The sequence below is a fragment of the Hymenobacter polaris genome (assembly GCF_012927305.1).
Lineage (GTDB): Bacteria > Bacteroidota > Bacteroidia > Cytophagales > Hymenobacteraceae > Hymenobacter > Hymenobacter polaris.
In genome coordinates, this window is the sequence record NZ_JABBGH010000004.1 from 79,203 (window position 1) to 94,406 (window position 15,204).

General features: G+C 63.8%; 10 protein-coding genes. All 10 read left to right on the forward strand.

Annotation, left to right across the window (positions count from 1 at the left end):
- The first annotated feature begins 65 nt into the window (after positions 1–65).
- Positions 66–665 carry a Crp/Fnr family transcriptional regulator gene (locus HHL22_RS22080; protein ID WP_169533605.1) on the forward strand — a complete coding sequence of 200 codons (600 nt, stop codon included), beginning with the start codon at positions 66–68 and terminating at the stop codon, positions 663–665.
- Between the two features lie 99 nt (positions 666–764).
- Positions 765–1,526: an oxidoreductase gene (locus HHL22_RS22085; RefSeq protein ID WP_206680760.1), complete on the forward strand. Its 762-nt coding sequence runs from the start codon at positions 765–767 to the stop codon at positions 1,524–1,526.
- Positions 1,527–1,657: 131 nt separating this feature from the next.
- Positions 1,658–1,951 carry an antibiotic biosynthesis monooxygenase gene (locus HHL22_RS22090; RefSeq protein ID WP_262888411.1) on the forward strand — a complete coding sequence of 98 codons (294 nt, stop codon included), beginning with the start codon at positions 1,658–1,660 and terminating at the stop codon, positions 1,949–1,951.
- A 143-nt stretch (positions 1,952–2,094) separates the two neighbouring features.
- Positions 2,095–3,210 (forward strand): Fic family protein, encoded by a 1,116-nt coding sequence (locus HHL22_RS22095; protein WP_449404408.1) that lies wholly within the window; start codon positions 2,095–2,097, stop codon positions 3,208–3,210.
- 102 nt (positions 3,211–3,312) lie between these two features.
- On the forward strand, positions 3,313–3,972 hold the full coding sequence (locus HHL22_RS22100; protein WP_169533609.1) for a recombinase family protein: 660 nt from the start codon (positions 3,313–3,315) through the stop codon (positions 3,970–3,972).
- A 182-nt stretch (positions 3,973–4,154) separates the two neighbouring features.
- Positions 4,155–6,638: an RCC1 domain-containing protein gene (locus HHL22_RS24535; protein WP_449404407.1), complete on the forward strand. Its 2,484-nt coding sequence runs from the start codon at positions 4,155–4,157 to the stop codon at positions 6,636–6,638.
- A gap of 75 nt (positions 6,639–6,713) precedes the next feature.
- Positions 6,714–7,208 carry a hypothetical protein gene (locus HHL22_RS22110; protein WP_169533611.1) on the forward strand — a complete coding sequence of 165 codons (495 nt, stop codon included), beginning with the start codon at positions 6,714–6,716 and terminating at the stop codon, positions 7,206–7,208.
- A 497-nt stretch (positions 7,209–7,705) separates the two neighbouring features.
- Complete coding sequence (locus HHL22_RS22115; protein ID WP_169533612.1) at positions 7,706–9,586, forward strand: 7TM diverse intracellular signaling domain-containing protein; 1,881 nt, start codon at positions 7,706–7,708, stop codon at positions 9,584–9,586.
- A 287-nt stretch (positions 9,587–9,873) separates the two neighbouring features.
- On the forward strand, positions 9,874–13,491 hold the full coding sequence (locus HHL22_RS22120; RefSeq protein WP_169533613.1) for a tail fiber domain-containing protein: 3,618 nt from the start codon (positions 9,874–9,876) through the stop codon (positions 13,489–13,491).
- A gap of 68 nt (positions 13,492–13,559) precedes the next feature.
- Complete coding sequence (locus HHL22_RS22125) at positions 13,560–14,987, forward strand: T9SS type A sorting domain-containing protein (protein ID WP_169533614.1); 1,428 nt, start codon at positions 13,560–13,562, stop codon at positions 14,985–14,987.
- Positions 14,988–15,204: the final 217 nt, after the last annotated feature.

Here is a 15,204-nt window from a genome sequence, read left to right on the forward strand (position 1 = left end):
CGTAACGCTTCCGCGTAAGCAGCCGAGGCGGAGATTTTACGTTAATCGAGTACGAATGCCCTCCCATGCAAGACGTTTCTGCTCTTCTGCGCCACTTCGAGCCACACCTGACGCTCACCCAGGCCGAGCAGGACTTATTTATCTCGGTGCTGCGGGAGAAACAGGTAAAACGCAAACAATTCGTGGAACAACCGGGCTACGTGTCTACCCACCGCAGCTATGTTGTTCGCGGCGCGCTCCGGGCGTTCTTTATCGATGCCAGCGACCAGGAACAGACGATTGCAATGGCCGTAGACGACGGCTGGATTGGCGACCCGGGCAGTTTCCTATTGCAAGAGCCGGCGACACTGTTTGTGGAAGCGCTGGAAGACAGTACGCTGCTGCAATGGAGCTACGCCAGCGAACAGCTGTTGCTGGACCAAATACCGCAGTACGCCCGGTTCATGATGCAAAAGGCGCAACTCATCGCGGTGGGGGTGCAGCGACGGCTTATCTCTTTGGCCACGCTTTCTGCCGAACAACGCTACGCCGAATTCGCCCGCAACTACCCCGTACTCGTGCAGCGGATGCCGCTCTATGTCATCGCCTCCTATTTAGGAATGACGCGGGAATTTCTCTCCAAAATCCGCAATCAAAAAATCAGCTCCAAAAGCCGTAAGGAGTGAACTAGTTCACCCTCCTTTGGTAATCTAGTTCACGTGTGCTCGCCGCCGCTTAATGGACCTTTGCATGGTCAAAATCAGTCATTCTAAATGACACGAGCCATGCAAGCGTACGCAACTGAATTCCAAGGCAAGAAAGTCTTTATCACCGGTGGTTCACGCGGCATTGGGGCCGCAACGGCACAACGCCTGCTCGATGGGGGAGCTACCGTCGTCGTGACGGCCCGCACGCGCCACGCCCAAACGCCAGCCGGGGCTACGTTTATCGAGGGCGACATTAGCACCCCGACCGGAGCCCACGCGGTGGCCACCGATGCCCTGCGCCTGCTGGGCGGCCTGGATATTTTGGTCAACAACGCCGGCGCGGCCGCGCCGAAGCTGCAAGGCCTGGAGTCCATCACGGATACCGAATGGCTCGACGCGCTGATGATTAACTTTATGAGTGCCGTGCGGGTCACCAATCCGTTACTCCCCGCCTTGCGCGCCAGCGGCTCCGGCGCTATCGTGAATGTATCGGCTGGTGGCCTGCTGCCCTTCTATGGGTTCCTGGCCCAGTACGGGGCCGCTAAAGCCGCCCTGAACAGTTATACCCGGTCCCTGGCCAAGGAACTAGCCCCGGCGGGTATTCGCGTCAACCTCGTGACGCCAGGCTCTATCACGACCCCCGGCGCCGACGAAGGGCGCAAACTGCTGACCGCCGGCCTGGGCATCGCCCCCGAGCACTTGCTGGGAGGCATTCCCCTGGGCCGGCATGGCACGGCCGAAGAACTGGCCGAAACCATTGCGTTCCTGGTCTCCGACCGGGCCGCTTACATCACCGGTCACAACCAGTTCATCTCCGGCGGTTTCGGAGAAATTGCCTAATCCCGTGCCATTTGCGGGAGGGTAGTCGCCTCCGCAGGCAGTAACACCAAAATGGCTAGCGCAAAGGAACCTGACCACCCACAAGCGGCGGCTCGTTGCGCACCGATGTCACACACTAAAAATAAAATAAGATGACCAGTCCCTTGTATGTGGTAGTACGATTTGCTTTGAAACCTGGCGAGCGCGACATCCTGGCGCCGTTGATTCAGGAGTTTTTTGAAAAAGAAGTGCGCTTGGTTCCCGGATTTATAGCCGCTCGGTTGCATACCAACGAGGAAGGCACTGTCCTACTTAATTATGCCACCTGGGAGTCCCTGGAGCACTTCCATCACTTCATCAGGAACGTAGCGATGGTGTCGGAAATCTCTAAAAAGATTCAAGCGTTCGACCAGCAGACCGATAAAGTGTTTGAAATCCCCCTATAAGGATTGGTGTCAAACAAAGGGAAACTTCTAGGTCGGAGGTTTTCCCCTATTTGTTTAAATAACACCCTACGTTGGAGCGATTGTCCAGTGACCACCCAAGCGTGCGGAGAATAGGGGCTATATTCGCCGCATAACTAGCGGAGATTAGCGTGTATATTTATCAGCAGCCCACCTGGCCCGCTTTTACGTGGCAGCCCGAACGCTTAGAGCCCCTGCTCGGCGCCGTGCGTCACCAGCAGGGGCGCGTGCTCGGTCACATGCAGGCACTGGGTTTCTCGTTGCAAGCCGAGGCCCTGCTACAAACGCTGACCTTGGAGGCGCTTAAATCCAGCGAAATCGAGGGCGAGCGCTTGCCCAGCGACCAGGTCCGTTCCTCGCTGGCGCGCCGCCTGGGCCTGGACGTGGGCGGCCTGGTCCCCGCCGAGCGGCGGGTGGAGGGCGTCGTCGATATGCTACTCGATGCCACCCAGGGCTTCGCCCACCCCCTCACCGCCGAGCGCCTGTGCAGCTGGCAGGCCGCCTTGTTTCCCACCGGCCGCAGTGGCCTGCAGCGCATTCAGGTGGGGGCGTGGCGCACTGGGGCCAAAGGCCCGATGCAAGTTGTCTCGGGACCGCCGGGCCGCGAGCAAGTCCACTTCGAGGCCCCCCCGGCCGAAACGGTTGCCGACCAGATGGCGCACTTCCTCACGTGGTTCAATGCCGAGCTGCCGCTCGATGCCGTGCTCAAAGCCGGCATTGCCCACCTCTGGTTTGTCACCATCCACCCCTTCGAAGATGGTAACGGCCGCGTGGCCCGCGCCCTGACAGAGCTGCAGCTGGCCCGGGCCGATGCCTCGGCCCAGCGCTTCTACAGTCTCTCGGCCCAGCTGCGGCTGGAGCGCACCGCCTACTATGCCCAGTTGAAAGCCGCCCAGAAGGGCGCGCTCGACATCACCACCTGGCTGGACTGGTTCCTGGGTTGTCTGAGTCGGGCCCTGACTGCGACCGAGCAGACGCTGGCTAAGGTGCTAGCCAAAGCGCGCTTCTGGGAGCGCCACTCCCCACTTCTCCTCAACGCCCGGCAGCAGAAACTCCTTAATCAACTGCTCGACGGCTTCGCGGGCAAGCTCACCTCGTCCAAATGGGCCACCATTGCCAAGTGCTCACAGGACACTGCTACCCGCGATATACAGGCCTTGCTTGACCAAGGTATCTTGGTTAAAGAAGCAGCCGGTGGGCGTAGCACTAGCTACCGCTTGGCTGACGGGGTGCTGGGGTAGGGGAGGACCCACGAAGGCGCCTTTAGGCAAAAAAGACATTTCTTCAACGACCATTTATAAAATGTCTTTTTGCTACTTTTACCAAAAACTCACCGTTTTCTCGTGCCCGCTTACTTCGCCTACTACCGCGTCTCCACTCAAAAGCAGGGGTCTTCCGGTCTCGGCCTTGAAGCCCAGCAAGCGGCGGTTAGGAATTTCCTGCAGGGTGGGCAGCCGGTGGGGGAGTACGTGGAGGTGGAGAGCGGCAAGAAGAACCAGCGGCCGCAACTGCTGGCGGCCATTGCCGCGGCGCGCGCGGTAGGAGGGATATTGCTCATTGCCAAATTGGATCGGCTGAGTCGCAATGCGGGGTTCATCCTCGCGCTGCGCGACTCGGGGGTGCAGTTCGCCTGCTGCGACATGCCCGATGCCAATACGCTTACCGTGGGCCTCTTTGCCGTCATTGCCCAGCACGAGCGCGAGACCATCTCCCAGCGCACCAAGGACGCGCTCAAAGCCAAGAAGGCTAGAGGGGCCCGGCTGGGTACACCGGCGAATCTGACGGAAGAGGCGCGGCAGCTCGGTTTGGAGGCTCGGCAGCGCAATGCCCGGGAGCATGGGGGGATTCGGCAGGCGACAGCGCTGATTCTGGCCCGGCGCGCGCAGGGAGTGAGTTGTGAGCGCATTGCCGAGGAGTTGAATGCGCTGGGCTTTACCGCCCGAAGGGGCGGGGGCTTCTCCCAAAAGCAGGTTCAACGCCTTGTCAATCGAGCTACTACTTAGTAGCTTTTCTATAGTAAGCGGGCCAACAAATAGCACTAAAATTATATTTATTTAGTCGTTATACAGGCAGATAATCAGGGCAATAGCAGCTATAAATAGCAGCTGAAACTAGTATAAAGCTTCATAATTGTCTGGTCACTATATTTCGCTCATAGTTCCTTCATTTATGGTACTATGGCTAGATGCATTTTCGACACGTTTTAAGGAGGCGGCTACGAACTGTCCGCTCTTTTCGTTTGCTTGGCGATCTCGTGCAGGCAGGTAGCCAGCTACTTCTCTTCTTGCTCGGGCTATGTTGCGTTCCCGCTTACGGACAAAAAGTGGCGGCAGGGGGAGCCCATACCGTCGTCATCCGCGCGGATGGCACCTTGTGGACTACTGGAAATACCTATACCCACGAGCCCGGCAGTAACCTGTTCAGCAGTAGCAGTACCCCGGTGCAAGTGGGGACGGCGTCAACGTGGCGCAGTGTGAGCGCGGGCATGGACTTTACGGTAGCTATCCAACAGGATGGTACCCTCTGGGCCTGGGGCGCTAATACCTGGGGGCAATTGGGGGACGGTACAACGACGAGTTACGCCACGCCGAAGCAAGTAGGTACGGCAACTACTTGGCAGCAAGTGAGCGCGGGGGCGGGCTACGTCGTGGCCCTACAGACAGATGGCAGCCTCTGGAGCTGGGGACAAAATTATAAGGGTCAACTCGGGGACGGCACGATTACGCCGCGTGCCAGCCCTCGTCGGATTGGGACCAGTACCGCTTGGCAACGCGTCAGCGCGGGCTCCACCCATACCCTGGCTATTCAAATCGACGGCACGTTGTGGGGCTGGGGGGAAAATTTCGATCGCCAACTAGGCGACGGCACCTCAGACGACCGCCTGACACCAGTGCCAATTGGGTCCGCCACCTGGCGTAGTGTCAGCGCAGGCCTCAACTATACGCTAGCTGTGCAAACTAATGGGACGCTCTGGGCGTGGGGTAGCAATGACAGCGGGCAACTGGGCATCGGCACCTATATAACCTCCTTCTTTCCGCAGCAGATTGGTACTGCCACTTCCTGGCGGCAGGTTTCCGCCTGCTATAAAACTACCCTGGCCTTGCGCACCGACGGTACCCTGTGGAGTTGGGGCGCTAATAATCAGGGCCAATTAGGCCTTGGTGAGGCATCCCCCACGCTTCGGAGTACCCCGACGCCGACCCAGGTAGGCACGGCAACGACGTGGGAAAGTATCAGTACGGGGATGTTTCACGCGGCCGCCTTGCGTACCGATGACACGCTCTGGGCCTGGGGGACCAACAGTGACGGGCAAGTGGGCAGTACGACGCTCAGCCTAGACCCGCAACCACGGCCAACCCAAATTGGCACGGCCACGACCTGGCAACGCGTCGCGACTGGGGCCCGGCATACGGTGGCCTTGCGCACGGATGGCACGCTCTGGAGCTGGGGTGACAATAGTGCGGGTCAGCTAGGGGGCGAGCTGGCCATGTATCGCCACACGCCGCAGCAAGTAGGGGGCGCGACGACGTGGCGCACGATGGCGGTGGGACGCGCGCATACCGTCGCCCTACAGCAAGACGGCACGCTCTGGGCGTGGGGGACGAATGAGCAGGGCCAGTTGGGCGACGGCACGACGACGAATCGCCCGCTCCCCACGCAGATTGGCACCGCTACTAGCTGGGTCAGCGTGGCGGCGGGCTATGATTTCACGATCGCCGTCCAGCGCGATGGCACGCTCTGGAGTTGGGGCGCCAACGACTTAGGGCAACTCGGTAGTGGCACCTCGGGCGGGCGCTTAATTCCAACGCAGGTGGGGAGTGCGACCACGTGGCGGCTGGTGGCCACCGGTAGCGAAAGCGCCCACGTGCTCGCCCTTCGAACGGATGGCACGCTCTGGGCCTGGGGCTATAATCTGCACGGCCAGGTAGGCGATAATACCACTACTTCCCGCTTCGCCCCCGTGCTGATTGGCACGGCTACCTCGTGGCAAACCGTAGTGGCTTACGGGATGCAAAGTGCGGCCCTGCGCGCGGATGGGACGCTGTGGGTCTGGGGCAATAATCAGGTTGGACAGCTCGGGGATGGCACGACCACGCCGCGCATCGCCCCGGTTCAGCTAGGTGCCGCCACCACGTGGCAGCAGGTGGTCGTGGGCGAGGGACATTCGCTAGCTACGCGAGCGGATGGGTCCGGTTGGGCGTGGGGAGCCAACGGGTTCGGGCAATTAGGCGATGGAACCACTACGGCCCGCTCGACACCTGGGCAGAACGGTACTTCCGGCTGGCAACAGCTCAGCGCCGGCACAGGCTACTCGGCGGCCATTAAAGCCGATGGGACGCTCTGGGCCTGGGGCCGCGGGGCCCTGGGCAAACCGACTTATAGCGCAATCCCCCTACTTATCCTAGGCGGGGGCAACCCGTTAGCCGTGCGCGGCGGGGCGTCCCGTGCGGTGTCCGTGAGCGTAGCTCCGAATCCAGCTCACGAGGAAGTGCAGTTCCCGCTGCTTAGCGCAAACGTGCCGGTACAGGTGCTAGATGTGACGGGGCGACTCGTGCGTGCGGGGCACACGCCGAGCGTATCCGTACGCGGCTTAGTGCCGGGCTTATACCTCGTGCAAGTGCTCCCGCCCGGTTTACCACCACTTACCACGCGGCTGGTAGTCGAGTAGCCGCTCTACTAGCAATCCGGCTGCGCAGACTTACTAAGTGGTTTCTATACTTAACTCCTCTCTAGATTGTATTGTATGTCTATTTCCTTACGTGTAAGTTCTTTTCTACTTGGTACGGTGCTTTCTGGGGGGCTCATCAGCTGTCAGAGGACTGCTATTCCCGTTCCGCGCACCCGTACCGAGTTGCTAACTGGAGCGAAATGGCACCTGACGGGCCAAAGCACGACGCGGACGCTAAACGGGACGACGATCACGGAGGATAATATGCCGGGCCTCGATCCCTGCGACAAGGACGATATCCTCCAGTTTAGTGCGACCCCCTCCCGCACCTTTTTTATTGAGCAGGGACCAACTGTTTGTTTTTCCCCCACCTCTTCCGCCTATAATGGCGCGTGGGAATTTGATGCCACGGAAACGGTGCTGCGCTACCACCCCGGCAAAGTGTATGAATCGCAAGAACAAATTAAAAGGCTGACAGAGACGCAACTTATTACCCTCTACGAGGGGCACATGAATACCAGCACGGGCTACCAACCTTATTATGTGACGATGACGTACTCGGCGCTCTAAGGCTACCACCCTACAGACTGCCCCACCCGACCCCGAACATTACGTATTTGGGGTCGGGTGGGGCAGTCTGTATAGTACAGCACGAGGTTCCGAAAGTACCGATGCCACGAACCTGGTCAGAACCCACTTCTTGACCCACAAAAACGGGCTGAATCGACGCTTTTTTGAATGCATCAATAAGGTGCACCTTTCGGGGCCCTTAGCCAGGGTCATCCGCAGGCTTGGCACGCCCCAGGGCCAGGCGACCGGCTGGTGACTCGCCCACTTCTTTAGCCGGGCGCTGCCTCCCTGACCCGGCTCCTAGCTTACCTGGCTAGTCTTGTCTTGAAGGGGCTACGGGCGCCCAGCCAAACTGGGTGCCTGTCACGGCCCTAGTGCCAAGATGCTGCCAGGTGAAAGCGCCCAGGCTAGCCCCGGTGGCGTGGTAACTGCCGAGTTATCTTTGCCGGACCCCCTACTAGCGCCTCCGCTTCGTTTTACTCCCCAACAAGTTTTCCGTGTCCCCACGTCTCTGGCTATTGGTGCTCGGCTGCTGGATGGGCTGGTTGCGCGGTACCGCTCAGCCGACCGCGAGCCAGGCCGACTCCCCCCAGCCGGCGCTACTGCGCTTCGGCGTACTGGCAGACCGAGGTTACGACTGGGAAAAAATCCGCACCGACAGCACCCTGCCCTTTGCCCCGGCCGACTCGCTGCACCCCGCCCAAAGCCGCTGCTACTGGCTGCGGCTGCGGCTAGCCAATCCCAGCCACTACCCGCAGGCCCTGCAGCTGCGGGTGTTGCCTGACCTCGACAACACGCTCTACTACTTTGACGAGGAGGCCCGTGCCTGGCGCACGCGGCGGGCGGGCCTCGCCGTCGTTACCGACAGCCAGCGCACCAAGGGCCGGCTGCCCCTCTTCCTGCCGGGGCGGGCTACCACGACGTGCTACGTGCTGGTGGCGCTGGGAAAGCGGGCCCGCCTGCCGCCCGCCGTGCGGGTGCAGGTCAGCCTGGAGGCAGCGGCCGTGGCGCAGCGCACCGAGCAGGTTTACCGCACGGCCTGGCTGGTGTCGCTGGCCGTGCTGGCCCTGCTGCTGCTGAGCAACCTGCTGGCCTTGCTGCGGCGGCCCGACCCCCTCACCCGCTGGTACGTGTGCTCGCAGGTGGGGGCGCTGCTCTACATCACAGCCTTTCGGGGCTATTTCCAGGCCCTGCTGCCGGGGCCAGTGTGGAGCGCGGCCGTGCTGCCCGACGGGCACAGCTACGCCTATGGGCCCAACAACCTGGCCATTCACCTGGCCGTGGTCTTGCTGCTGCTGGGCGCGGGGCAGGTGACGCGCGCCTACCTGGCTACCCGCCGGCACCTGCCCCGACTGGATGCCGCCCTGCGCTACGCCCTGCTGGGCTACGGCGCGTTCTCGGCGGGGGTGCTGGCCGTCAACCTGAGCGGCTTCTACTTGGAAACCTACTCGCTGGGCATCGACAACCTACTGGTGCTGGGGGTGGCGGGGCTGCTGCTGGCGGTGGCCGTGGCGGCCTACCGGCGCCGGCTGCCGCTGGCCGGCCCCTACCTGGTGGCCAACCTGCTGCCGGTGCTGGGCATCGGGGTGGTGGCCGGGCAGCACTTGCTGGTGAGCGTCAACAACGACGGCAACCTGCTGCTGCCCGACGTGGCCATCCTCGCGCACGCGCTGGGCTTTGCCGCCGCTCTACACCTGCGCCTGCACCACGCGCAGCAAACCCTGCTGGCCACCGAGCGCGAGGCGGCCGCCCTGGCCCTGGACATCGAGCGGCAGCAGCTGCGCCAGCGCGAAATCGTGCTTAAAAACAGCCATATTCAAGCGGCTCTACTCGCCCTGCAGCAGCGCCAGCAGGCTCGTGAGCAGCACACCCAGCAGCTCAGCGCCGACGTGCGGCAGCAGCAGGCCGCTAACCACGACTTGCAACAGCAGCTCGAAGCCAACCAGCGCGAGCTGGCCTCCACCAGCCTCTACGTGCAGCAGAAGAACGCCCTGCTGGCCGAATTGCAAGACCAGCTGCGCGCGCTGCACCGCCAGAGTCCGGCCGCGGAGCGGCCCGCCGCCCTGGCCGAGGTGCAGGCGCTACTGCAAGCCGGCCAGCACCTCGACGAGGACTGGGGCCGCTTCAAACTTCACTTCGAACAGGTGCACCCGCGCTTTTTCGAGGAGCTACAAGCGAAATATCCGGCCCTGACCAGCCACGAGCAGCGGCTCTACTGCTACTTCCACATTCAGCTCGCCACCAAAGAAATTGCGGTCCTGCTCAACATCGACTCGGCCAGCGTGCGCCGGGCTAAAACCCGGCTCTACAAGAAAATAGCGGCTGCCGACCAGGCCGCTGGCCGCCCCGCCCCTGGCCCGGAGCTGGCCGGGGAGTAGGGGCTGGGGCTGACTGGCAGGCAGCACCACTAAAATTAAGAGACTGTAAGACAGGGAGCTGCAAAAGCTGTCTACACTTTGTCTACGCGCCTTTTTTGGAAAAAGCAGGACAATACGCGGAGCATTGCAGCCAGTTGGAGCGGTTGGCCGCCGCCCCAGCCCCCGAGCCCCTCGGCAACCGCGCCCGGCCCCGGCCGGCGCGGGCGGCGCGCCGGAGCCAGAGGTCAGCCCTCGGCTCCGGCGCCGCTGCATGGGTACGGGCTGCCCCGGCTACTCTTCCGCTGCTTATGTTTCAACGCTACTTCCTCGCCCCGCTGGCCGCCCTGCTGCTGCTGGCCGCCGCCCCCCACGTTGCCCACGCCCAAACCGGCGCGGTGGGCATCGGCACCACTGCCCCCGATGCCTCGGCGGCCCTCGACATTGTGAGCAGCAGCAAGGGCCTGCTGCTGCCGCGCGTGGCCAGCACCGCCGCCATCGCCAACCCCGCCCCCGGCCTGCTGGTGTACCAGACCGGCAGCCCGGCCGGCTTCTACTACAACGCCGGCACGGCCGCCAACCCGAGTTGGCAGCAGCTAGCGACGGCCGGCAACACTGCGGGCGACAACCTGGGCAACCACACCGCCACGCAGGCCCTAAACCTCCAGGGTAATGCCCTCACCGGCACCGGGGCCAGCATTAGCGTGGTAGGCGTCGGCATCCGGGCCGACGGGGGCCTGAACCTGGGCCAGAGTGGTGGCAACATCTACCTGGGATACCAGGCGGGCCAGGCCAATACGGGCGTCGCGAACCAATTCAGCGGCTACCAGAGTGGCTACGCCAATACCACGGGCGCCAACAACCAGTTCGACGGCTACTACAGCGGCTACAACAACCTGCTAGGCAACAGTAACTTGTTCATAGGCCTCCAGAGTGGCTTTCGCAACGTGTACGGTAGCAATAACTTGTATGTGGGCTACCAGGCCGGGCGGGTCGCTACCAATGACAACGGGCAGTTTATTGGCTATCAAAGCGGCTACAACAATACGACCGGCACCTACAACCATTTCAGCGGCTACCAGAGCGGCTTCCGCAATATAAGCGCCAGCTACAACCAGTTTAACGGCTACCAGAGCGGCTACAACAACACCGGTTCTTTCAATTACTTCAGCGGCTACCGCAGTGGTTACGCCAACACCATCGGTACCCAGAACCAGTTTGAGGGCTACAACAGTGGGGCCGCCACCACTACGGGCAGCAACAACCTGTTCAGCGGCTACCAGAGCGGGGCCAATAACGTGACGGGCAGTAGCCTCACCGCCCTGGGCAGCAACAGCGGCCCGGCTAGTGGCAGCGGGGCCCTCACCAACGCCACGGCCCTGGGAGCCAACGTGAGCCTGACTACCAGCAACACGGTGGTGCTCGGCAACGGGGCCAACGTGGGCATCGGCACCCCCGCCCCCGGCGAGAAGCTGGAAGTGGCAGGCAACGTCAAAATCTCGGGCACCGGCAACGGCCTCACCTTCCCCGACGGCACGTTCCAGTCATCGGCCAGCAGCCTGGGCAACCTGTTGGGCGACGTAACCAGCAGCGGCACCACCACCACCTACGCCGCCGTGGTGCCCGCCGCCAAGGGCGGGGCTGGCACGGTCAGCGGCCTGCTCAAGGCCAACGGCAGCGGCCAGGTGAGCGCCGCCGTGGCCGGCACCGACTACCTGACCCCGACCGGCAACGCCGCCACGGCCACTTACGCGACGGTGGCGGGCAGCGCCAACACCGTCACGACCAACGCTAACCTGACCGGCGACGTGACCAGCAGCGGCAACGCCACCACCTACGCCGCCGTGGTGCCCGCCGCCAAGGGCGGGGCCGGCACGGTCAGCGGCCTGCTCAAGGCCAACGGCAGCGGCCAGGTGAGCGCCGCCGCGGCCGGCGCCGACTACCTGACCCCGACCGGTAGCGCCGCAAGTTTGACCAGTTTCCCGACCCTCAACCAGAACACGACCGGCAACGCCGCCACGGCCACTTACGCGACGGTGGCGGGCAGCGCCAACACCGTCACGACCAACGCTAACCTGACCGGCGACGTGACCAGCAGCGGCAACGCCACCACCTACGCCGCTGTGGTGCCCGCCGCCAAGGGCGGGGCCGGCACGGTCAGCGGCCTGCTCAAGGCCGACGGCAGCGGCCAGGTGAGCGCCGCCGTGGCCGGCACCGACTACCTGACCCCGGCCGCCGCCGGCTATATTCAAAATACCACCACGCAGCAAAGCGCCAGCTTCAACATCTCGGGCAACGGCCTCGTGGGCGGCAACGTGGGCATCGGTACCACCACGACCGCGCCCGCTACCCAGAAGCTCGACGTGCGCGGCAACCTGCGTTTGGGAGCCGACAGGGGCAGCGGCGGCGGCCTGGGGCAGACCATCGAGTTCGTAGGCCCCGGCTTCAACACCGACCCCGTGGGCCTCTACCGCACCAACCCCGCCGAAGACTATAGCGAATTACGCGTGGTGGTGGGCGAGGCCAGCGACGCGAACGACAAGTTTGTGGTGGGCCGCAGCAGCGCCACGACCGAGGGCGGGCTGGCCGCCGGCACCTTCACGCCCACCTTCACGGTGACCAGCGCCGGCAGCGTGGGAATCGGCGTAGCCGCCCCGGAGGCCGGGCTGCACATCGACCAGCCCGAGAGCGCCAGTACCACGGCCGTGGGCGTGCTGCTGAGCGGGGGCAGCAGCGGCAACCCCAGCATCGAGCTGCGTGGCTACGGCAAAACACCTTACCTCGACTTCGTGGAAGGCGGCAACCTCGACTACACCACCCGCCTGCTCAGCAGTGGCGGCACGCTTAACCTCACCTACGGCGGCAGGGCAGCCAACAGGCCCACCTACCTGCTGAACGTGGACGGCGGCGTAACCGTGGGCAGCAGCCTGGCCCTGCGCAACAGCACGAGCGAGAAGTACGTCTGGAACCTGATTAACGGCGGCCTCAACCTGAGCGAGAGCAACGTGTCCGTCGGCCGCCTCTTCGTGCAGGACGGCGGCAACGTGGGCATCGGCACCACCAGCCCCATCGCCAAGCTGCACGTAAGCGGCAGCGCCTCGGCCACGCCCACCGGTGGCAACACGTCCTACTTCTCCGGTGGTTCCGTCCTGATTGGCCCGCAGCCGCCCGGCGGCACCACGGCCCGGGCCACGGCGGCTTACTTCGACGGCGGGCAGGTGTGGGTGAACAACACCATCGTGGCTGGTTCGCTCAATACCACCTCCGACCAGCGCATCAAGCACGTCATCGGCCTGAGCGACCGCACGGCCGACCTCGCCCTGCTCAACCAACTGCGCATCACCGACTACACCTACCTCGACCAGCACGCCAACACCGACCAGGTCGTCAAGAAGGTCATCGCCCAGGAAGTAGAGCAGGTGCTACCCGCCGCCGTCTCGCGCTCCACCCAGGCCATCCCCAACGTGTACGAGCGGGCCACCCGCGTACGCTACGCCCAGGGCCAGCTCGCCGTGACTACGGCCAAGGCGCACGAGCTGCCGGCCAACGGGGGGCGGATGCGCTTCTACACGCCCGCCAACGAGGCGCTGGACGTGGCCGTGACGGTGGTAGATGCCCACACCGTGCGCTTCGCCTCGGCCGAGGCGTATGCCGGCGGCCTGTTCGTGTATGGCAAGTACGTGGACGACTTCCGCTCGGTGGACTACGACGCGCTGACCACGCTCAACGTGAGCGCCACCCAGGAGCTGGCCCGCAAGGTGGAAGCCCTCGAACAGCAGAACGCCGCCCTGCAAGCCCAGGCTACCCAGGCCACCCGCGAAGCCAGCGCGGCCAAAGCGCAGGCCACCCAGGCCACCGCCACTCTGGAAACCTTCGAGGCCCGGCTGCGGCGGCTTGAGGCGGGCAGTGGCGGGCAGGCCCAGCGCTAAATCTCAGCGCTAAATCAACTTTCTCCGCGTCGGAGCTGCCCATTCCGGCACCTATGCCTTTCTGAGTTATGAAACTATCCGCTACCCTGGTCCTATTGTTGCTAGCTTTCGCTGCCAGCGCCCAAACCCTGACCAACGACGGCGGCACGCTCACCGTGACCAGCGGGACCACGCTCTACGTGGCCGGCACCCTGCAAAACAATGCCAGCAGCACGCTCACCAATGCTGGCACCGTGCAGCTCACCGGCGACCTGACCAACACGGGCACCCTCACCTCGAGCGGCACGCTGCTCTTCAGCGGCAGCACCGACCAGACCCTAGTGCCCGGCACCGCCACCGTGACCAGCCTCACGCTCGCTAACACCGGCGCGGCGGGTGCCAACCGCCTGCTACTCGCTCAAGACCTGACTGTCAGCAATCTGCTTACCCTCACCCAGGGCCTCGTACGCACCCAACTGGCCGGCGGGCCACTACGCACGCTGAGCTTGCCCAGCGGCGGTACCGTGCAGGGCGAGGGGCCGGGCCAGTACGTGCAGGGCCGCCTGCAAGTCACCCGCGCCACCGGGAGCAGCAGCCCCGGCTCAGTTGATTTTACGAATGGTTTCGTGCTCCATCTCACCGGCCAGGGCCTGGGCACCGTCACGGTCACGCGCACGGCCGGCCTGCAAACAGCCGGCGTGAGCTACGGCACCAACCTGGGAGGAGCCAGTACGGGCATCGACCGGGTGTGGCAGGTGGAAGCCAGCCAGCAACCCAGCGCCACTGCGCCGGCCTCCGTGACGGTGAGCTGGGTCAGTGACGATGATAACGACTTCAACGCCACCGCCTCGGTCCAGCTCTGGCGTGCCGACCAGGCCAGCGGCCCCTGGGTGGCGCAGGGCGCGACGGGCCCGGCCAGCGCCCGCTCCTTCACGGCCAACGTAGCGCAGCTCGGCACGCTCACGGTCAGCAACACCAGCGCCCCGCTGCCCGTGACGCTGGTTAGCTTCACGGCCCAGGCCCAGGGCCCCGACGCGCTGCTGCGCTGGACCACGGCCTCGGAGCTGCGCAACGACCGCTTCGAGGTGGAAGCCAGTACCGATGGGCAGGCCTTTGGCCGCATTGGCACGGTAGCGGGGGCGGGCACCAGCAGCCTGGCGCATCACTACCAGCTCGTGGACCCCGCCCTTGCCCACTACGCCGCCAGCCCCGTCTACTACCGCCTGCGTCAGGTCGATACCGATGGCACGTTCAGCTACTCGCCGGTGCGGGCGGTGGCCGTGCCCCGGCTGGCCAGCCTGGCCCTGTTTCCGAACCCCGCCACCCAGGCCGCCACGCTCACCGGCGCGGTGCCCGGCACTCCGGTCACAGTACTCGATGCGGTGGGCCGGCTGGTGCTGCGCGTGCCGGCCGACAGTGCCGGCACGGCCACGCTGGTGCTCCCGACCGGGCTGGCCGCGGGCGTCTACGTCGTGCGCACGGGGCAGCAGACCCTGCGCCTGACGGTGGCCAATTAGCGGTGCCCTCTTGCTGCGCAGAGCAGGCAGGGTATATCAAACAAAAGCAAGAAGGCCGCCTAGCAGAAACTAAACAGCTTTCTTGCTTTCGTCCCTTTACATAATCACTTGTTCGAGGACAACCCTCGGAATAGTGACGGTTTTTAACTTAGTAGGCGTAGCTTCCAACGCGGTATTTTTCCGAGCTGGGCAGCGCAAAATTACGGTGTTGGGAAGT